The organism is Mesorhizobium sp. M7A.F.Ca.MR.245.00.0.0 (assembly GCF_003997415.1).
In the GTDB taxonomy this organism is placed as follows: Bacteria; Pseudomonadota; Alphaproteobacteria; order Rhizobiales; family Rhizobiaceae; genus Mesorhizobium.
In genome coordinates, this window is the sequence record NZ_RZTE01000016.1 from 1 (window position 1) to 18,729 (window position 18,729).

At 63.8% G+C, this 18,729-nt stretch carries 20 protein-coding genes; 15 read left to right on the forward strand and 5 right to left on the reverse strand.

Translation table 11 applies throughout. The features are described 5' to 3' along the window. A partial coding sequence (gene hrpB, locus EOB80_RS17570) for an ATP-dependent helicase HrpB (RefSeq protein WP_127328778.1) occupies window positions 1-1,659 on the reverse strand: 1,659 nt, incomplete at its 3' end. Window positions 1,660-1,706: 47 nt separating this feature from the next. Next, window positions 1,707-2,597 (reverse strand): DMT family transporter, encoded by an 891-nt coding sequence (locus EOB80_RS17575; RefSeq protein WP_127320727.1) that lies wholly within the window; start codon window positions 2,595-2,597, stop codon window positions 1,707-1,709. 28 nt (window positions 2,598-2,625) lie between these two features. Between EOB80_RS17575 and EOB80_RS17580 the strand changes: the two genes are divergently transcribed. The 15 genes from EOB80_RS17580 (at window position 2,626) to EOB80_RS17650 (ending at window position 16,610) form a co-directional block, all read left to right on the forward strand. Continuing rightward, window positions 2,626-3,315: a PIG-L deacetylase family protein gene (locus EOB80_RS17580; RefSeq protein ID WP_127328779.1), complete on the forward strand. Its 690-nt coding sequence runs from the start codon at window positions 2,626-2,628 to the stop codon at window positions 3,313-3,315. A 276-nt stretch (window positions 3,316-3,591) separates the two neighbouring features. Further along, a complete protein-coding gene (locus EOB80_RS17585; protein ID WP_127328780.1) occupies window positions 3,592-4,923 on the forward strand; it encodes an ABC transporter substrate-binding protein in 1,332 nt (443 codons plus the stop codon). 221 nt (window positions 4,924-5,144) lie between these two features. Next, entirely contained in the window at window positions 5,145-6,092 is a 948-nt protein-coding gene (locus EOB80_RS17590; protein WP_013528078.1) for a sugar ABC transporter permease, read from the forward strand. After that, window positions 6,089-7,039, forward strand: coding sequence for a carbohydrate ABC transporter permease (locus tag EOB80_RS17595; RefSeq protein WP_013528079.1), 951 nt, complete (start codon window positions 6,089-6,091; stop codon window positions 7,037-7,039). The genes EOB80_RS17590 and EOB80_RS17595 overlap by 4 nt, the downstream gene beginning before the upstream one ends. Then, entirely contained in the window at window positions 7,036-7,242 is a 207-nt protein-coding gene (locus EOB80_RS17600; protein WP_127320730.1) for a hypothetical protein, read from the forward strand. Before EOB80_RS17595 ends, EOB80_RS17600 begins: the two co-directional genes overlap by 4 nt. 2 nt (window positions 7,243-7,244) lie before the next feature. Continuing rightward, complete coding sequence (locus EOB80_RS17605; protein ID WP_127320731.1) at window positions 7,245-8,357, forward strand: ABC transporter ATP-binding protein; 1,113 nt, start codon at window positions 7,245-7,247, stop codon at window positions 8,355-8,357. After that, entirely contained in the window at window positions 8,350-9,363 is a 1,014-nt protein-coding gene (locus tag EOB80_RS17610; RefSeq protein ID WP_127328781.1) for an ABC transporter ATP-binding protein, read from the forward strand. The genes EOB80_RS17605 and EOB80_RS17610 overlap by 8 nt, the downstream gene beginning before the upstream one ends. Before the next feature lie 55 nt (window positions 9,364-9,418). Continuing rightward, complete coding sequence (locus EOB80_RS17615) at window positions 9,419-11,062, forward strand: dihydroxyacetone kinase subunit DhaK (RefSeq protein WP_127328782.1); 1,644 nt, start codon at window positions 9,419-9,421, stop codon at window positions 11,060-11,062. A gap of 72 nt (window positions 11,063-11,134) precedes the next feature. Continuing rightward, window positions 11,135-11,737, forward strand: coding sequence for a dihydroxyacetone kinase subunit DhaL (gene dhaL, locus EOB80_RS17620; protein ID WP_127328783.1), 603 nt, complete (start codon window positions 11,135-11,137; stop codon window positions 11,735-11,737). Beyond that, window positions 11,734-12,123 carry a dihydroxyacetone kinase phosphoryl donor subunit DhaM gene (gene dhaM / locus EOB80_RS17625; RefSeq protein ID WP_013528085.1) on the forward strand — a complete coding sequence of 130 codons (390 nt, stop codon included), beginning with the start codon at window positions 11,734-11,736 and terminating at the stop codon, window positions 12,121-12,123. The genes dhaL and dhaM overlap by 4 nt, the downstream gene beginning before the upstream one ends. 21 nt (window positions 12,124-12,144) lie before the next feature. Then, window positions 12,145-12,447, forward strand: coding sequence for an HPr family phosphocarrier protein (locus EOB80_RS17630; RefSeq protein ID WP_127271907.1), 303 nt, complete (start codon window positions 12,145-12,147; stop codon window positions 12,445-12,447). Then, complete coding sequence (ptsP, locus tag EOB80_RS17635) at window positions 12,431-14,017, forward strand: phosphoenolpyruvate--protein phosphotransferase (protein ID WP_127328784.1); 1,587 nt, start codon at window positions 12,431-12,433, stop codon at window positions 14,015-14,017. The genes EOB80_RS17630 and ptsP overlap by 17 nt, the downstream gene beginning before the upstream one ends. Before the next feature lie 11 nt (window positions 14,018-14,028). Beyond that, window positions 14,029-14,451 (forward strand): hypothetical protein, encoded by a 423-nt coding sequence (locus EOB80_RS17640; RefSeq protein WP_127328785.1) that lies wholly within the window; start codon window positions 14,029-14,031, stop codon window positions 14,449-14,451. Between the two features lie 89 nt (window positions 14,452-14,540). After that, window positions 14,541-15,527: a dihydroxyacetone kinase subunit DhaK gene (gene dhaK, locus EOB80_RS17645; RefSeq protein ID WP_127328786.1), complete on the forward strand. Its 987-nt coding sequence runs from the start codon at window positions 14,541-14,543 to the stop codon at window positions 15,525-15,527. Window positions 15,528-15,590: 63 nt separating this feature from the next. Then, on the forward strand, window positions 15,591-16,610 hold the full coding sequence (locus EOB80_RS17650; protein WP_127328787.1) for a nucleotidyltransferase family protein: 1,020 nt from the start codon (window positions 15,591-15,593) through the stop codon (window positions 16,608-16,610). Window positions 16,611-16,618: 8 nt separating this feature from the next. Here EOB80_RS17650 and EOB80_RS17655 read toward each other — a convergent pair whose 3' ends face one another. Genes EOB80_RS17655 through EOB80_RS17665 form a run of 3 tightly spaced genes read right to left on the reverse strand, consistent with a single transcriptional unit; the run spans window position 16,619 to window position 18,320 of the window. Then, window positions 16,619-17,605 (reverse strand): serine kinase, encoded by a 987-nt coding sequence (locus EOB80_RS17655; protein WP_127328788.1) that lies wholly within the window; start codon window positions 17,603-17,605, stop codon window positions 16,619-16,621. Next, window positions 17,602-18,036: a lasso peptide biosynthesis B2 protein gene (locus tag EOB80_RS17660; RefSeq protein WP_127328789.1), complete on the reverse strand. Its 435-nt coding sequence runs from the start codon at window positions 18,034-18,036 to the stop codon at window positions 17,602-17,604. Before EOB80_RS17660 ends, EOB80_RS17655 begins: the two co-directional genes overlap by 4 nt. Next, a complete protein-coding gene (locus tag EOB80_RS17665; RefSeq protein WP_013528093.1) occupies window positions 18,036-18,320 on the reverse strand; it encodes a PqqD family protein in 285 nt (94 codons plus the stop codon). Before EOB80_RS17665 ends, EOB80_RS17660 begins: the two co-directional genes overlap by 1 nt. Between the last annotated feature and the right edge of the window lie 409 nt (window positions 18,321-18,729).

An 18,729-nucleotide genomic window follows, 5' to 3' on the forward strand; every position in this document is an offset into this window, starting at 1 on the left:
TCTGGTCGTCGCCGACCTGCAGGGCAAGGCACAGAATGCGCGCATCACGGCGGCGTCGAGCATGGCGCCGGAGCCGTTGGCCAGCACGAAACGGCCACGCTCGCCGCGCGCCTTCGCCACCCGATCCGGCCAGGCGTGGACGAGCAGGGGACCGGCTGCCGCAGCTTCGCTGCCCTTCGCCTCGCCAGCCTGCCTCGCCAGCCGTTCGGCGAGCTGCTTGGCGGCTGTAGCGCGTGGCGATTTTTCCCCGCGAAAACGCACCAGCCGCCGCTCCAGATCGGCGCCGTCGCCACCAAGGCCGCGTTCGGTGAGCAGCACGGCAAGCATCGCCGCCTCGAAGGCATGGCCGCTGCCGGCTGCCTCGGCAACCATGTGCGCCAACCGCACCGGCAGGGCGAGCTTGCGCATCGCTGCACCCGCGTCCGTCAGGCGCCCCATGTCGTCGATGGCATCCAGCGCGCGTAGTAGCCCCCTTGCCTCATTAAGGGCCGGAACAGGCGGCGGATCGAGAAAAGCGAGCCCTGCCGGATTGGCAACGCCGAAGGCAGCGCAATCGAGCAGCAGTCCGGACAGATCGGCCTCGAGGATTTCCGGCGGCGTGAAGGCGGGGAGTGCAGCCGTCTGCTCGGCCCGCCACAACCGGATGGCGACGCCTGGCTGCGTGCGCCCGGCACGGCCGGCGCGCTGGTCGGCGGAAGCCTTGCTGACGCGCACGGTCTCCAACCGGGTGAGGCCGCTGGCCGGCTCATAGCGCGGCAGCCGCGACAGGCCCGAATCGATGACGACGCGCACGCCGTCGATGGTGATCGAGGTTTCGGCGATCGAGGTGGCCAGCACCACCTTGCGGCGGCCTGATGGTGCCGGTTTGATCGCGGCATCCTGCGCCTTGCCGTCGAGCATGCCGTAGAGCGGCACGATGTCGGTTTCAGTGCCGACCTTGCCGGCCAGCCGCTCGGCCGTTCGCTCGATCTCGCGCTGGCCGGGCAGGAAGGCAAGCACGCTGCCGCTCTCGTCGGCAAGGGCAGCGCGGATCGCCTTGGCCATCGCGTCCTCGATGGCGATGCCGGCGGGGCGTTCGTCATACCGGATGTCTACGGGGAAGGCGCGACCCTCGCTTTCGACGACCGGCGCGCCCGACATGAGTTTGGCGACACGCGCGCCGTCGAGCGTCGCCGACATCACTGCCAAGCGCAGATCCGGCCTGAGCGCCCCTTGGACGTCGAGCGCCAGAGCGAGACCAAAATCGCCGTCGAGCGAGCGCTCGTGGAATTCGTCGAAAATGACAGCCGAAACACCGGGCAGTTCGGGATCGTCGAGGATCATGCGCGCCAGCACGCCTTCGGTGACGACCACGATCCTGGTCTTTGCCGAAATGCGGTTTTCCATGCGCATGGCATAGCCGACGGTGGCGCCGGGTTCCTCACCAAGCAATTCAGCCATCCGGCGGGCGGCGGCGCGGGCGGCGAGGCGGCGCGGTTCAAGCAGGATGATCTTGCCGGCGCCGAGCCAAGGCGTGTCAAGCAGCGCCAGCGGCACCAGCGTCGTCTTGCCGGCGCCCGGCGGCGCCACCAGCACGGCGCTGTTGCCATGGCCGAGCGCTTCCGTCAGCGCCGGCAGCACGGCGGATACAGGAAGCTCCGGCAGGGGTTTTGTGGTCATGGCGCCCGCATATCAGCGGTTACGGCCAAGGCGCAACCAGAGTCGGTTCAAAGCCGGGTGCGCGAAAACGGGTTCCAGCGCACGGTGCCCAGCCGCGCTTCCTCACGAACCATGGTCAACAGGCCGGCACCGCCAACGACCGCCAGGCCAACCAGCGACAGCCCGTCCGGATATTCCTGGAAGAACAACGCGCCGAGGATCACCGCCCAGGCGATCTGCGAATAATGCGTCGGCGCGACGCGGTTGGCGGGCGCGTATTTCATGGCCAGCAGCTGCAGGAATTGTCCACCCGCGGTGAAGGCACCGGCCATTGCCAGCCACAGCAACTGCTTTCCGCTGGGAACAGTAAAGGCGGTGGCGGCGGCACCGATGCCGTTGAACAGCAGGCCGCAACCGACCAGCACGCCGAGCATGGTGGTGCGCTTTTCCTGCTGCGCCAGCGAGCGCATCAGGATGACGCTGGTGGCCGCGAGGAAGGCAACGCCGAAGGCGGCAAAATGGCCGAGATTGAGCTCGCGAAAGCCAGGCCGCACCACCAGCATGACGCCGGCGAAACCGGCGACCACCGCCAGCCAGCGCCAGGGGCCGACCTTCTCCTTGAGGATCACCGTGGAGAGAATGGTGACGCAGAGCGGCGCCAGGAAGATCAGCGCATAGGACTCGGCCAGAGGAATGGTGGTGAAGGCGTAGACGCTGAGCACGCCGGAAGCGATACCCGCCCAGGCACGCGCCTGCACCGCCCATGGCCTTTTGGTGCGCCAGAAATCGCGCCAGCGTTCGCCCGCAGGTCGCGTGAAGAACAGGAAGAAGCCCGCGAACAAGGTTATGAAAAAGCCGATCTCGAAGATCGTGAGCTGACCGCCCAGGCTTTTGACAACGGCATCGCTGCCCGAATAGCTTGCGTAGGCGATCAGGGCGAGCAGGATTCCGTTCGTCACGTTGTTCCAGTTCCGGGGAGAGAGTGATTTGAAAATCCTGGCGCTCGGTGCCCATCCGGACGACATCGAGATCTTCATGTTCGGTACGATGGCCGCCTATGCCGCGCAAGGCGCAGAGCTCACTTTTGCCATGGCCACGGATGGTGCCAGGGGCGGCACGAGTGATCCCGCTGTTCTCGCTCATGTCCGTCGCGATGAAGCAACGGCCGCGGCTGCGCTGGTAGGCGCAATGCCACGCTTCCTCGACTTTCCGGACGGCGAGTTGGTGGCCGATGCAGCGCTGATCGGAGTTTTGAAAGCACTGATCGGTCAAACCGGCCCGGATCTGGTGATCACGCATGCGCCCAACGACTATCACGCCGACCATCGCGCACTGTCGGACGGCGTGCGCATCGCGGCGTCTTTCGCCGTCCCGGTGCTGCATGCCGACACGATGGCCGGCACCGGTTTTTCGCCGACGCACTATGTCGACATTTCCGCCCATGCCGACGTCAAGGCCGAGGCGATCCGAATGCATCAGTCGCAGGATCCCGACCGCTTCGTCGACATCGCGCGGACACAGAACGCCTTTCGCGCCGGCCAGTGCAACGGCGCGCAAGGCTCATCGGCCGAAGCCTTCCGCTTCGAACCGTCGTTCCCGTTCGCCGATATCCGCGCGCTGCTGCCGCCGGCGCCGCCGATCCGGAAGGTGATGGTGAGCACCAGAAGGGTCGATTGAGAAGCCGAGGCGACCCCACGTCCTGGTCACAATCGGCCTGAACAGCTTCGGTAAGCCGACCAGCGAGCCGCGCTTCTCCAACGTTTTCAGACATCGCGATAAGCATGCTGCGGCGCAGCAACGAATTCGCTTGCTTTGTTTAGTAAAAATTGCATCACTAAACAAATTACTAAACATCCGCAGCGTACCGCGCAGCCATGTTTGGGCCCCTGAGGAGAGGGGTTGAGGGCTTTTTGAAACCGTCATCCGGGCGCGTTTCGCAAATGGGAGGAAGTCATGAAATCGAGCTTGAAACTGGCGTTGGGACTGACCTCGGCGATCACAGCGTCGACAGCCGTCTCGAACGTCGCGCACGCTGAAGACCTGACGCTGTGCTGGGCCGCCTGGGACCCGGCCAACGCGCTTGTCGAACTGTCCAAGGATTTTACCAAGGAAACGGGCATCGGCATGAAATTCGAGTTCGTGCCATGGACCAACTATGCCGACCGTTTCCTCAACGAGCTGAATTCGCACGGCAAATTGTGCGACCTGATCATCGGCGACAGCCAGTGGATCGGCGGCGCGGCCGAGAACGGCCATTACGTCAAGCTGAACGACTTCTTCGACAAGGAGAAGATCAGCATGGACGATTTCGTGCCGGCAACCGTCGTCGGCTATTCGGAATGGCCGAAGAACACGCCGAACTACTGGGCGCTGCCGGCCATGGGCGACGTCGTCGGCTGGACCTATCGCAAGGACTGGTTCTCCAAGCCGGAACTGCAGAAGGAATTCAAGGAGAAGTACGGTTGGGATCTCGGCCCGCCGACCACTTTCGACCAGTTGAAGCAGGTCGCCGAGTTCTTCCAGAAGCGTGAGATCGACGGCAAGACCGTCTACGGCGCCTCGATCTACACCGAGCGCGGCTCGGAAGGCATCACCATGGGCGCCATGGACGTGCTTTACAGCTATGGCTTCCAGTACGAAAACCCCAAGAAGCCCTACGAAATGGAAGGCTTCGTCAACTCCGACAAGTCGGTGAAGGGCCTGGAGTTCTACAAGGCGCTCTATGATTGCTGCACCCCGCCCGGCGCGTCGAACAGCTACATGGGCGAAGGCGTCGACGCCTTCAAATCCGGCCAGGTGGCGATGCACATGAACTTTGCCTTCACATGGCCCGGCCTGCAGAAGGACGAGAATGTCGGCGGCGACAAGATCGGCTACTTCGTCAACCCGAAGGGGCCTGACGGCGAGCAGTTCGCCCAGCTCGGCGGTCAGGGCATCTCGGTGGTGTCCTATTCCGACAAGCAGGAGGCGGCGCTGAAATACATCAAATGGTTCGCCAACAAGGACGTGCAGGCCAAATGGTGGTCGCTCGGTGGCTATTCCTGCCTCAACGCGGTCGTCAAGGATCCAAAGTTCCCGGCCAGCCAGCCCTATGCGCAGACCTTCCTCGACTCGATGGCCATCGTGAAGGACTTCTGGGCCGAGCCGAGCTACGCTCCGCTGCTGCAGGCTTCGCAGAAACGCTTCCATGACTATGTCGTCGCCGGCCAGGGTTCGGCCAAGGATGCGCTCGACGGCCTGGTCAAGGACTGGACGCAGGTCTTCCAGGACGACGGTAAGATGTAACCCGGCTCCTCCCGAGCCCGACCCCTGAGCTGGATGATTTCAGGTCGAATCGACCAGAAACCATCCAGCTCCAGGAATAAAGAGAGAGAGCATGATGTCGTCCGAAAACCGCTTCACACTTTTCGGCATCATGCTCTAGGTCACGTGCCGCCCTTGGCACGGGACGCAGTTCAGATAAATTCCATGATAGAGACGACCAAGTGACCGAAGCAGGACTCACCATGCTTAATCGGACCGCGGAGAACGTTGCCCGGGCGACCCCGGAACCGTTGGCCCGCAAAGTCCGGGGCATCAGCGACAAGGGCCTCGCCTGGCTGTTCATCTCGCCGACGATCCTGTTGCTGCTCGCCATCAACATCTTCCCGCTGTTCTGGGCGATCTATCTGTCGTTCACCAACTACCGCGCCAACCGGCCGAACGAGGTGGTGAAGAACCTCGGCTTAGCCAACTACCAGCGCATCCTCGGCGACAAGGATATCTGGATCGCCATGCAGACGACGGCGCATTTCGTCTTCTGGACCATCCTGTTGCAGACGCTGATCGGCTTCACCCTGGCCTGGCTGATCGACAGGAAGTTCCGCGGCCACGCCTTCTGGACGACGCTGATCCTGGTGCCCATGATGCTGTCGCCGGCGGTGGTCGGTAATTTCTGGCGCTTCCTCTATGAGCCGCAGATCGGCCTATTCGCCTACGCGATTTCCTTCGTCACGAGGATTCCGCCGACCGATATCCAGATGCTCTCCAACGTGTCGCTGGCGCCCTGGTCGATCATCATCGTCGACACCTGGATGTGGACACCCTACGTGATGCTGATCTGCCTGGCGGGCCTGCGCTCCATCCCCGAATACATCTACGAGGCGGCCGAGGTCGACCGCGCCTCCAACTGGCGGCAATTCTGGTCGATCACGCTGCCGATGGCGCTGCCCTTCATTATGCTGGCTGTGCTGTTTCGCGGTATCGAGAACTTCAAGATGTTCGACATGGTCAATCTGTTGACCGGCGGCGGGCCGGGCTCGACCACCGAGGTCGCCTCGATCACGCTGAAAAGGCAGGCTTTCGAGAGCTGGCGCACCGGCTATTCCTCGGCCTTCGCAATCATTCTTTTCGTGGCGGTGTTCGGCCTCGCCAACATCTACGTCAAGGCGCTGAACAAGGTGAAGCAGAGATGAGCCTGACCACAGCCCATTCGGTCGTCGCACCGAGCAGCAACTCGAAACGGATCGCCGGCACGATCATCGTGCTTTACGCGCTGATCTCGATCGTGCCGCTGCTGTGGATCTTCGCCACCAGCTTCAAGACGCCGCCGGATTCGATCGCCTATCCGCCCAAGATCCTGTTCCAGCCCAGCCTCGAAGGCTACTGCAATCTGTTCACGACGCGGACCCGTCAGACGCCGGAATACATCAACTCGCTGGGGCCGGCGACAGGCTTCTGCGACGAGACCACGCGCAAGCGCAACATGGTGATCGCCGGTCCATCCAACTTCCTGCCGCGCTTCGTCAATTCGCTGATCATCGCCTTCGGCTCGACCTTTTGCGCCGTGTTCCTCGGCACGCTCTCGGCCTATGGCTTCTCGCGCTTCAAGGTGCCGCTCGCCGACGACCTTTTGTTCTTCATCCTGTCGACGCGCTTCATGCCGCCGATCGCCGTCGCCATTCCGATCTATCTGATGTACCGCGAGCTTGGCCTGTCGGACACGGCGCTCGGCATGATCCTGCTCTACACGGCGGTCAATGTTTCGCTGGCGGTGTGGCTGCTGAAAGGCTTCATCGACGAAATCCCGCGCGAGTACGAAGAGGCGGCGATGATCGACGGCTATACGCGGCTGCAGGCCTTCTGGCGCACCGTGCTGCCGCAAGCGACGACCGGCATTGCAGCGACCGCGATCTTCTGCCTGATCTTCGCCTGGAACGAGTATGCGTTCGCGGCACTCCTGACCTCGGGCACCGCGCAGACCGCGCCGCCCTTCATCCCAACCATCATCGGCGAAGGCGGCCAGGACTGGCCGGCGGTCGCGGCCGGCACGACGATCTTCCTGGTGCCGATCCTGGTCTTCACCATTCTGCTCCGCAAGCAATTGCTGCGCGGCATCACCTTCGGCGCGGTGCGCAAATGAGCATGACCAAGCCTCAGAAACGCAAGTCGCGCTGGCCGGTCTGGGCCAGGCGCGGGCTGATGGAAAACATCGCCACGGCGCTGATCGCCATCGGCTTCCTGATGCTGTTCCAGCCCTTCGCGCTGTCGCTCTACACCTACTCCTTCATCACCATGCTCGCCGGCACCGTGATGTTCATCATCGTCTCGAAATTCCCGGAATAATCATGGCCGAAATCCGCGTCCAGCACCTGAGAAAGGCCTTCGGCGATTTCGTCGCCGTGCAGGATTCCAACTTCGTCGTCGAGGATGGCGAGTTCTTCGTCATGCTCGGGCCGTCGGGCTGCGGCAAGACGACGACCTTGCGCATGATCGCCGGGCTCGAGCTGCCGACTGGTGGCCAAATCCTGCTCGGCGGCGACGACGTCACCATGCTGCGGGCCCGCGAGCGCGACATCGCCTTCGTCTTCCAGCTGTTCGCGCTCTATCCGCACATGAACGTGCGCAAGAACATCGGCTTCCCGCTGTTGGCGCAAGGCATGCCTTCGGCCGAGATCCGCACCCGTGTCGAGGAAACAGCAAAACTGCTGCGCATCGATCATCTGCTCAACAAATCCGTCTCCGGACTTGCCGGTGGTGACCGCCAGCGGGTCGCGCTCGGCCGCGCCATCGTGCGGCGGCCAAAATGCTTCCTGATGGATGAGCCGCTCGGCACGCTCGACACCGAATTCCGCGATTTGATGGTCCATGAACTGCGCGAACTGCACAACCGCATCCGTGCCACGACGGTCTATGTCACGCACGACCAGATGGAAGCGATGTCGATGGCCGACAAGATCGCGGTGATGAACCATGGCGTCATCGAACAGTTCGGAAGTCCACGCGAAATCTACGACCGCCCGGCGACCATGTTCGTCGCCGACTTCATCGGCTCGCCGCCGATGAACTTTTTGGGATTTGGCGGCGGGCTGGCCAAAGGCGCCAGGGAGATCATCGTGCAAGGTGCGAAGGTCGCGGTGCCGGAGGTACGAGAGGACATCGCACCCAGCGACATGGCCCTTGGCATCCGCCCGGAGCACATACGCTTCGACGACGCCTCCAAGCTGCGCGGCGCCATCTACGGCACCGAATATCTCGGCACCACGCAGATTGTCGCGGTCGAAACGGCGGACGGTATCATCAAGGCACGCGTGCCGGCCGAAATCCGGCTCTCCACCGGCGACCATGTCGGCCTGACGCTGAGCAGCGCGCGGCTGTCGCTGTTCGAGAAGGGATCGGGCCGCGCGGTGAGAACCGCGATCCACGATGTCGCCTCGGAGCGGAGGGCCCAGCATGGCTGAGGTGCACATCAAGAACGTGACCAAGAGTTTCGGCGACCATGTCGCCGTCGACGGCCTCAACCTGCACATAGCAGATGGCGAGTTCGTCGTGCTGCTCGGGCCGACGGGGGCAGGCAAGACGACGACGCTGCGGCTCATCGCCGGTTTGGAACGGCCGGATTCCGGCATGATCGAGATTGGGGGCCACAATGCCACGACACTGTCGCCGGCCGAGCGCGACACGGCCTTCGTTTTCCAGCAATATTCGCTCTATCCCCACCTCTCGGTGTTCGACAATCTCGCCTTCCCGCTGCGCTCGCCGGCGCGGAAAATGCCGGAGGACCAGATCCGCCGCCGAGTCGAGGAGGTGGCGAAGATGGTGCGCATCCATCACAAGCTCGCCAACCGCTCGACCAAGCTTTCGGGCGGCGAAATGCAGCGCGTCGCCATCGGCCGCGCGCTGGTGCGCAAGCCTTCGATCTATCTGATGGACGAGCCGCTGTCGTCGCTCGATGCCAAGCTGCGCGGCGATCTCAGGCTCGAGCTGAAGCGCATCCAGACCGAACTCGGCGCCACCATGCTTTATGTCACGCATGATCAGATCGAGGCGATGACCATGGCCGACCGTATCGGCATCCTCACTGAGGGCGTGCTGGTGCAGATCGGTTCGCCGCGCACCATCTATTCCGAGCCGGCAAACCTTCATGTCGCGGCAAGGCTCGGCCAACCGGCGATCAATCTTCTGCCGACCGGACTGCTGCCTGACGGCGGCGCACCGGCCGGGACCAAGACGATCGGCGCGCGCACCGAACATCTGACGATCGCGAAGGCCGCGAATGGTCATGCCGACGGCATCGTCGACTGGGTCGAGCATCTCGGTGATCAGAACCATTTGCATGTGACGGTGGGGACCAAGAAACTGGTGACGCTGACCGATCCCGACACGGATCTGGCGCAGGGCGACAAAGTGGTGATCCGCTACCGGGCGCCGCTGTATTTCGGCGCCGATGGACAGCGATTGATGTGAGCGGTTTTCGGTGATTCAGCACCGGTTTTGACTTTGCCAGTACGGGACGAATTCGATGAAGCACTTTTTCAATCGCAGGGAAACGATCGTCACCGAGGCGCTGGACGGCCTGTTGCGGACCATCGGATCAGGCGATCTCGCGCGCCTCGACGGCTATCCCGAGATCAAGGTCATCCTGCGCGCCGACTGGGACAAGACGAAAGTCAGCGTCGTCTCGGGCGGCGGGGCCGGGCACGAACCGTCACATGCCGGCTTCGTCGGCAAGGGCATGCTGACGGCGGCGGTCTCAGGCGAGATCTTTGCCTCGCCAAGCGTCGAAGCCGTGCTGGCGGCCATCCGGGCGGTCAGCGGTCCGGCCGGCTGCCTGCTGATCGTCAAGAACTACACCGGCGACCGCCTCAATTTCGGCCTGGCCGCCGAGAAGGCGCGCGCCGAAGGATTTCATGTAGAGATGGTGATCGTCGCCGACGACATCGCGCTGCCGGACATCAACCAGCCGCGCGGAGTTGCCGGCACCTTGTTCGTGCACAAGATCGCAGGCCATCTGTCGGAGGCCGGCCATGATCTGGCATTCGTCGCAACGGCCGCTCGCGCGGCGGCGAAGGATATCGTTTCGCTCGGCATGTCGCTGTCGTCCTGCTCGATCCCCGGCCAGCCGCACGAAGACAGGTTTGGCGAGAATGACGGTGAACTCGGCCTCGGCATTCATGGCGAGCCGGGCGTCGAAAGGATTGCGGTGCAGAGTGCCGACAGACTGGTGGCGATCATGGTGGAGCGCCTCGCGGCACGGCTTGATCCCGAGGCCACCTACGCCTTGCTGATCAACAATCTCGGCTCCGTGCCGCCGCTCGAAATGTCTGTCGTCGCCAATGCGGTGCTTGCATCGCCGCTGGCCAAAACCATCAAGCTGACGATCGGCCCGGGCCCGCTGATGACGGCGCTCAACATGAACGGCTTCTCGCTGTCGCTGATCCGGCTGGATGCGGCGCGCGAAACCGCCTTGCAGGCGCCGGTCGGTCCGCACGCCTGGATGCCGGCAAAGCCGGTTGTTTCACCTGCCGTCGTGCCGATGGCGAAAGCGGCCGGACAGAGCGCGGCACGCAAGCCCAGCCAGGATGCGCGGACCCGCTCTCTTCTCGTCACCATCTGCGAACGGCTGATCGCGCTGGAAACCACGTTGAACGGGCTCGACGCCAAGACAGGCGACGGCGACACCGGCTCGACGGTGGCGACCGGCGCGCGCAGTGTTCTCGAGCGGCTTGATGCGCTGCCGCTTGCCGAGCCGGCGGCGACCCTTGGCGCGATAGGTGACATTCTGAGCGCGTCGATGGGCGGCTCCAGCGGCGTGCTGCTGTCGATCTTCTTCACCGCCGCAGCGCAAGCTCTGGAGAGCGGCGCGAGCTTAGCCAAGGCGCTGCTTGCCGGCCTCGACCGAATGACTTTCTATGGCGGGGCCAGGATGGGGGATCGCACCATGGTCGATGCCCTCGAGCCAGCCCTCAGAGCGCTCGATGCCAAGAGCGTGGACGAAGCGGCTGTGGCGGCCCGACGCGGTGCCGAAGCCACCTCCGCCATGGACAAAGCTAAGGCCGGACGGTCCGCCTATGTCGGCAGCAAATTGCAGGGTGTGGTCGACCCCGGCGCTCACGCGGTGGCCGAAGTCTTCGCGGCCGCCGCCGCACTGCACGAAGCGGCCTGATTCATGCTCCAGTTGTCGAATGATCGTTCTTTCGATACTGCCGGCAAGATAGAAACCGGAAATGCGGGTGACATGGCGGCGTTGAACCTTGCCAGGCTGATCGCGGCCGCTGCGGATACCATTGCCGCTCACGCCGAGGAGTTGACGGCGCTCGACCAGGCGATCGGCGACGGCGACCACGGGCTGAACATGAAGCGCGGCTTCGAGGCCGTGCGCGCGGAAGCCGAAGCATTTTCGGCCAAACCGCTGCCCGATGCCTTGAAGGCAATCGGCACCAAGCTGGTGATGACGGTCGGCGGCGCCTCCGGCCCGCTATTCGGCACCCTTTTCCTGGCACTCGGCAAGGAGATTTCAGCGGCGCCTGATCGCGCCAATCTGACGGCGGCGTTCGGCAAGGCGATCGAAGCGGTGGCAGCACGGGGCAAGTCGCAGGTTGGACAAAAAACCATGCTCGACGTGCTGCAGCCGGTGCATGACGCGTTGCTGCAGGGAAAGACGGCGCCGGAAATCGCAGGTATCGCCGATGCGGCCGCCGAGGCGACCGTGCCGATGAAGGCCCGGCGCGGCCGTGCGTCGTTCCTTGGCGACCGGTCGATCGGCCACATGGATGCCGGTGCACGCTCGACCGCGCTTCTGGTGCGCACGATCGTCGAAACGCTGGAAGGTCAGCCATGAGCAATGTCGGCATCGTCATCGTTTCGCATTCGCCGCTGGTTGCCGAGGGCACGGCCGACATGGTGCGGCAGATGGTGGGCGACGAAGTGCCGCTTGCATGGTGCGGCGGAAACGGCCATGGCGGGCTCGGCACCAATGTCGAGGCGATCATGGGCGCCATCGACAAGGCCTGGTCGGAAGCCGGTGTCGCCATTCTGGTCGATCTCGGCGGTGCCGAGACCAACTCGGAAATGGCGGTGGAGATGATCGGCGAGCCACGCTCGCACAAGATCATCGTCTGCAACGCGCCGATCGTCGAAGGCGCGGTGATGGCGGCGACCGAGGCCTCCGGCGGCGCCTCGCTCCGGGAAGTGGTGGCGACGGCACATGAATTGTCGCCGTCGTGAGTGAACGGGAAGTTTGAAGACATGTCCGCATCCGCCGAAGCGACCGTTGTGATCACCCACGAGGTGGGCCTGCACGCGCGTCCTTCGGTGAAGTTCACCAAGCTGGCCAAGAGCTTTGCCGCCGAGGTGGAAATCGCGCTTGCCGCCAACGGCCCCTGGTTCGACGCCAAGAGCATCGTCAAGGTGATGGCGACCAAGGCGCCGAAGGGTACGCTGTTGCACATCAGGGCCAGCGGAGACGGCGCCAATGATGCCGTCGACGCGCTGGTCGAACTGGTGCGGCGCGATTTCGACGAAGGCGCGGACCATGCCCGAACCGCTTAGGATTAAAGGCATTTCGGCCTCGGCCGGTTATGCCGAAGGGCCGCTGTTCGACCTCGACCAGACTGTCGGCTCCTATGTCGGCAAAGAAACAGCCGACGATGAGAAGGCCGCGCTCGATGCCGCAATCGGCATCGCCACGGGCCGTCTCACTGCAATGATCGGGATGGCCGAGGGCGATGCCGCCGACATTCTCGAGTTTCAGATCGCCATGCTGCAAGACGATGCGCTGAGCAGCCCGGCCTATGCCGCGATCCGCACCGGCCTGCCGGCCGACACGGCGTGGCGGCAGGCGCTTAACGCTGAAATCGCCGGCTACGATGCTTCGGACCAGGATTATTTCCGCGCGCGCGCCGCCGACATCCGCGATATCAGGGACCAGGTGCTGCGGGCTCTGTCGGAGGTTGGCAACGTCGAGCCGCCCGCCGGCGCCATCCTCTATGGCGAGGATATCGCGCCGACGCGTTTTCTCGAAACCGACTGGAGCAGCGGCGGCGGCATCGCGCTGAGGGCGGGCAGCACGGCCAGCCATGTCGCCATGCTGGCGCGCTCGCGCGGCGTACCCATGATCGTCGGTCTCGGTGCTTCGCCGGCTCATCTCGCCGGCATCGCCCTGCTCGACGCCGAACATGGCGGCATCGTGGTGTCGCCCTCCAGGACCGAAATCGCCGCTTTTCGGCTATCCTCCTCATCATTCCGGGCGCGCCGCGATCGGGCCGGGACCTTCCTGGCGCGACCGGCGGTGACCAAGGCCGGCACGGCGGTGCGGATGCAGGTCAACATCGCCGACCCGTCCGAGGTCGACGGCATCGATATCGCCACCTGCGACGGGGTCGGGCTGATGCGCACCGAATTCCTGTTCGGCAAGACGCTGCCGGACGAGGGGACACAGTATCGCGCCTATCGCAAGGTGCTGGAATGGGCTGGTGAAAAACCGGTGACGATCCGCACCGTCGATGCCGGCGGCGACAAGCCGGTGCCCGGTTTCACCATCGAGGAGAGCAATCCGTTCCTCGGCCTGCGCGGAATCAGGCTGTCGCTGGCAAGGCCGGAGGTGTTTCGTGTACAGATCCGGGCACTGCTGCGCGCCGCGGTGCACGGCAATCTGAAAGTGATGTTTCCGATGATCGCCATTGTGGAGGAATACCGACAGGCAGCGGCGATGTTCGCCGAGGAGCAGACCGCACTTGCCGCGCGCGGCATCGCGAGCAAGATGCCGCCGCTCGGCATCATGGTCGAGGTGCCGTCGGTGGCGATCCTGCCGGAAGCCTTTGCTGATGCCGCCTTCTTCTCGATCGGCTCCAACGACCTCACCCAGTATGTCATGGCGGCTGCCCGCGATAACGCTGCCGTGGCACATCTCAATTCGGTCCGTCATCCGGCCGTGCTGCGGCTGATCGCTGCCGTGACCGCGTTTGGCCAGCGGGAAGGAATCCCGGTCAGCCTGTGCGGCGATGCAGGCGGCGATCCCGCCTCGATCCCGTCACTGCTCGAGGCCGGCCTGCGCGATCTTTCCGTCGCTCCGGCGCAACTCGCCATGGCCAAGGCGGCCATCGCGGACGTTTCTGTCTAGGCGCGGCCGGCATGGTCGACATCAAACCCGAACCTGGCTCCGAGGACGCGATCCGCGCCTACAAGACGATCCTGTCGCACGTCATCGACCAGCGCCCATCCGGCATGCGCCAGCGCCTGGCCGATGCGCTCGGCAAACACCGAAGCTTCGTCACGCAGATTTCCAGTCCTGCCTATTCAATTCCGATCCCGTCTAAACATTTGCCGGCTATATTTTCGGTCTGCCATTTCAGTCCGGTTGAGCGCGATCAGTTTCTCGCCGCCTACCATCAGGCGCATCCGGGGAAAATTTCGGTCGCGGCAGGCATGCGCAAGACGCGGCATGTCTCGCTTGTGGTGCCGGATTTCGGCGACGACAAGCAGAACGCCGCACTCGACAAAGCGGTGAACGACTTTATCCAGAAGATCACCAGCATCACCGGCAAGGGTAGCTGATCGAACTCTTTGTTTTACGCAATTCCGGAAAAACCGCGACACATTTTTCCTGGAATTGTTTGGAAGGCCTATTTCGGGAGGAGACGATCGTGAAGAAGTTCATGAACTCGGTGGACACGGTGCTGACCGAGAGCCTCGACGGTTTCGTGGCCGCCCATGCCGACATCCTGGTGCTTGGCGACGAGCACAAATTCATCCGCCGCAAGACCTTGCGGCCGGGCAAGGTGGCGTTGATCTCCGGCGGAGGCTCCGGCCACGAGCCGCTGCATGGCGGCTTTGTCGGGCACGGCATGCTCGACGCCGCCTGCCCCGGCCAGGTGTTCACCTCGCCGACGCCGGACCAGATGCTGGCGGCGGCGCAAGCCGTCGACACGGGCGCCGGCTGCCTGTTCATCGTCAAGAACTATGAAGGCGACGTCATGAACTTCGACATGGCGGCCGAAATGTCGGAAGGCATCCTGCAGATCGTGACCAATGACGATGTCGCCGTCGAGAATTCTTCCTATACGACGGGCCGGCGCGGCGTCGCCGGCACGCTGGTGGTGGAAAAGATCGTCGGAGCCGCTGCCGAACATGGCCTGGCGCTGGCGCCGCTGAAGGCGCTGGGCGACGGCGTCAACGCTGCTACCCGCTCGATGGGCGTGGCGCTGACCAGTTGCACCGTACCGGCGGCGGGCAGGCCGACTTTCGACATCGGCGACGGAGAGATGGAATTTGGCGTCGGCATCCATGGCGAACCCGGACGCCGGCGCGACATGTTGAAAAGCGCCGATGCGATCGCGCAGGAGATTTGTGCCGCGATCCTGGGCGATCTCGGGGACAGGGCGAAGGGTTCGGCGCTGCTGTTCGTCAACGGCTTCGGCGGCACGCCGCTGATGGAACTCTATCTGATGTACAACAGCGCACGGCTGATCTTCGAGAAGCATGGCGTGACGGTGGCTCGTTCGCTGGTCGGCTCCTACGTCACCTCGCTCGACATGGCCGGCTGCTCGATCACGCTGACCATGCTCGACGACGAGACGACCGCATTCTGGGACGCGCCGGTGCACACAGCAGCGCTGCGCTGGGGCATGTAAAGCTGGCTTCCACCCTGCTTTTCTGCGACATCTTTCCCTTCAATCGCAACATTGTCCAGGTTGATGCTGCCACCGCTTACCCCTGCCGAAGAAAAGCTGCTGCTGCGCTGCGCAGATCCGGAGGCGCCGACTGTCGACGTCGATAATTTGCCGGCAAAGACGCTGATGGCGCTGCTCGACAACGCCGAATTCCATGGCGTCCTGCCGATCATGCTGCGCAAGCTCAGCGGCGACGCGCAACTGCCATCGGATCAGGATCTGCGAGACAAACTGGAGGACCTGCGCCAGAAAGCGACGATCGCCACCGGCCAGTCGATGCTGTTGAAGTATCATGGCGACCGCATCATGAAGGGACTGGCGGCGGACAATATTCCGGCGCGGATCGTCAAGGGACCGGTCTTCGCGCGAAAGCTCTACCGCAACGTCGCCGACAGGCCGTTCACCGACATCGACATCCTGGTCGAACCCGCCAATCTGGCCAGGGCAAACCGGGTGATCGCGGCATGCGGCTTCGAGCTTGGCAGCAACGAGGCCGAGTCCTACGAATTGCAGGAATTCAAATGGCTCGAAAAGGAGAATTCCAGCCTGCTGGTCGAACTGCATGGCGACCTCGTGCATGACACCGGCATGCGGCGGCGCCTGTCGCTGGGTTTCCCTGAATTGCGCGCTATCGACGGCGACGCGACGGACACGCCGGCGGCTCTTCTGACGATCGCCATCGTGCATGCCGCCGGCGGCCACAAATTCCACCGGCTGCAGCTTTGCGTCGACGTGCTGCAAGGCGTGCGGGCGCTGCAATCACCCGAAGCGGAAGCACGCCTCTTCGACGCTGCCCGCATGACCGGCATCGAGCTCGAGTTGGCAATCGTGCTCGATGTGACCGGCCAGTTGTTCGACGAAAGCCGCGCGCTCGAACTCGCCGGCCGCATCAAGCCAGATCTCTCGATACGGCTGGCCAGACGGTTGATCACCACAGATACGCTGCTCGGCGTCAATTCCAGGGATAAGCTTGGTTCGCGCCTACGCCGCGACGCCTTCCGCTGGATCCAACGGCTGGCCAGGGCCAGACCGCACGCTGCTTGATCGGCTGTTCAGTCCCGAGTCGTCAGAGCGGCGCTGATCAGTGCCGCAGCGTCAGCCGGGCGCGCGCCCACCTCCAACCGGAAGGTCGGCACCGCATTGACCACCCCGGCGATGGTCGCCAGCCGGCGTTTCTGCATCGGCAGCAGCCCGGTCATGCCGGTGCGGACGTTGTCCACCGCCAGTGCCACCATTGCGTCGGTGCCGGCCATGGCGACGAGCCGGCTCTGGCTTCCGGCGGAACGCGCCAGGTGCAGAAGGGCCGCCACCGGCCGGGCGGACGCGTTTTCCACCCGGATGATATCCTCCAGCCGGCCTAGCGAGATGGGCTGTTCGCCATTGCGATCCCAGGTCTGGCCAAGGCAGGGCGCCACCTGCGGGATCATCTCCGCGGTCTTCCGATGGATTTTGACGGCGCGCGGCAGACCCCAGGCTACGACCTTGCCCGAAGTGGCATGCACGATCATGGCGTCGTCGGAGCAGAGGCCAAAGCCCTGTATTGCCAGCGCGAGGGACGTCGTGGTCTTGCCGGTGCCGCTCGGAGCATGGATCAGCACCACCGCATCGCTGTCCGGCAACGTCAAGCCGGCAGTGTGCAGCATATGCTGGCCACCGGCGTCGAGCGCGGCGTCGAGCACCAGCATTGCCGGTGTCCACGCGGCTTTCGCGCCAGGGCGGATCCGGAGTTCGGCCCAGCCCGCCACGCCGTTGATGGCAACGGTCTGACGCTCGGGAAAGACCAGATGGATGATACCACTATCCTCGAACATCCGGCAGGGACCATCCTCCGGCACCTCGCCATCGAAGACGAGGGATCCGTTGGGTGCCTCGTCCAAGGTGTCTGTCTCGGCGATTTCGAGACGAAAGTCCGGCTCGACGGGTTCCGCGATACGCAGGCTGCCCAGCATCCGGTCGAAATCCTGCCACAGCTCCGGGCGCTCGGCCGATATGCCAAGGATCAGGCCGTTGAGGCCATAGCAGGCTGAAGGTCTGGTCAAGCGGGACGCGCCTTGACGGCATCGGCATGATGACGATAGATTTCGACCATGCCGGGAAGCTTGTCGCTGACCACCGGCCTGCCATCGAGGCAGACCCAGCAATGCGCTGCCAGGCGCTGCGCTTGCATCGACTGCGGATCGACGCCGAAGCGCAGGTCCGGATCGAAGCCGGCCAGGCGCAGGAAACGATGACCTAGCAGACCCTCCCTCAGGCACCTGCGGTCACGCATCAGCCAAGGACGGCGGACGGCGCGGTTGACGCTGGCGACGATGTAGGCGGACGGCAGACCGCGATAAGGCGTCGACGAGGCGAGCGGCGCCCATTTGAGCACCTCCTCGAAGCTCCGGTTGACGACCAAGACCGGCATCAGCCGCGCGCTTGCCCAGAGATGGCAGCGAAACAGAGCGCGCAGGAGCGGGCCGTCAGTCATCAAGCACCTGGCGCGGCGAGGATACCTTCAGAGATCAGATCCGTGGCCAGTGCCGCCATGTCCTGATCGAGCGTCCCCTTGTCGACCTCGAACTCCTCGCAAAGCAGGTCGACGATCTGGTCGAGGTTGCGCGCGCCGTCCACCTTGTCGAGAAAGGCTTCGGTCGTGCCGTTGCATGTGTAAAGCTGGCCGCTGCGCGCCAAAAGCACGACTGCGCCATCGCCCACATGCTGCACCGAGGCATCCTCGGCCAGCCGCAGAACGGTTCCAGAGACTATTTCCACCACGCCCCTCCAAGCCACGCTCATCCCGGAAATCAGATAGCGCGGAGGTGGAGCGCTGTCTATCAGCCGATCATGGGAGCCCAGTGCACGGGACCAACGGCTTTGCTGACGGATTCTCCGCGCCAGTCGCGTTAGAACCTGCTCGGTTGCGTCTTCCCGGCCGCATTCGTCCCAGAAATAGTCATCGATGAAATGTGACAAGCAGTGGGCCTGCCGGCAGCGGACGTTGCATTTCTTCCCCTAAGTAAGGTAAAACCTGTCCGGGTATTGGGGAGATAGCGTATGCGTTACAATTGGGAGCGGGCTCCGACGAGCTTCGAACGTCACAGAAAAGCGCTGGCCACAGCCATTTTGATCGCTGGCGGCATTGGCCTCATGCTTGTGGCCCTGCCGATCTAGAACAACCTTT

Coding starts and splice junctions, on each gene's coding strand:
- EOB80_RS17585 (WP_127328780.1), top strand. CDS start 3,592: ATGAAATCGAGCTTGAAACTGGCGTTGGGACTGACCTCGGCGATCACA.
- EOB80_RS17590 (WP_013528078.1), top strand. CDS start 5,145: ATGCTTAATCGGACCGCGGAGAACGTTGCCCGGGCGACCCCGGAACCG.
- EOB80_RS17595 (WP_013528079.1), top strand. CDS start 6,089: ATGAGCCTGACCACAGCCCATTCGGTCGTCGCACCGAGCAGCAACTCG.
- EOB80_RS17600 (WP_127320730.1), top strand. CDS start 7,036: ATGAGCATGACCAAGCCTCAGAAACGCAAGTCGCGCTGGCCGGTCTGG.
- EOB80_RS17605 (WP_127320731.1), top strand. CDS start 7,245: ATGGCCGAAATCCGCGTCCAGCACCTGAGAAAGGCCTTCGGCGATTTC.
- EOB80_RS17610 (WP_127328781.1), top strand. CDS start 8,350: ATGGCTGAGGTGCACATCAAGAACGTGACCAAGAGTTTCGGCGACCAT.
- EOB80_RS17615 (WP_127328782.1), top strand. CDS start 9,419: ATGAAGCACTTTTTCAATCGCAGGGAAACGATCGTCACCGAGGCGCTG.
- dhaL (WP_127328783.1), top strand. CDS start 11,135: ATGGCGGCGTTGAACCTTGCCAGGCTGATCGCGGCCGCTGCGGATACC.
- dhaM (WP_013528085.1), top strand. CDS start 11,734: ATGAGCAATGTCGGCATCGTCATCGTTTCGCATTCGCCGCTGGTTGCC.
- EOB80_RS17630 (WP_127271907.1), top strand. CDS start 12,145: ATGTCCGCATCCGCCGAAGCGACCGTTGTGATCACCCACGAGGTGGGC.
- ptsP (WP_127328784.1), top strand. CDS start 12,431: ATGCCCGAACCGCTTAGGATTAAAGGCATTTCGGCCTCGGCCGGTTAT.
- EOB80_RS17640 (WP_127328785.1), top strand. CDS start 14,029: ATGGTCGACATCAAACCCGAACCTGGCTCCGAGGACGCGATCCGCGCC.
- EOB80_RS17650 (WP_127328787.1), top strand. CDS start 15,591: ATGCTGCCACCGCTTACCCCTGCCGAAGAAAAGCTGCTGCTGCGCTGC.
- EOB80_RS17660 (WP_127328789.1), bottom strand. CDS start 18,036: ATGACTGACGGCCCGCTCCTGCGCGCTCTGTTTCGCTGCCATCTCTGG.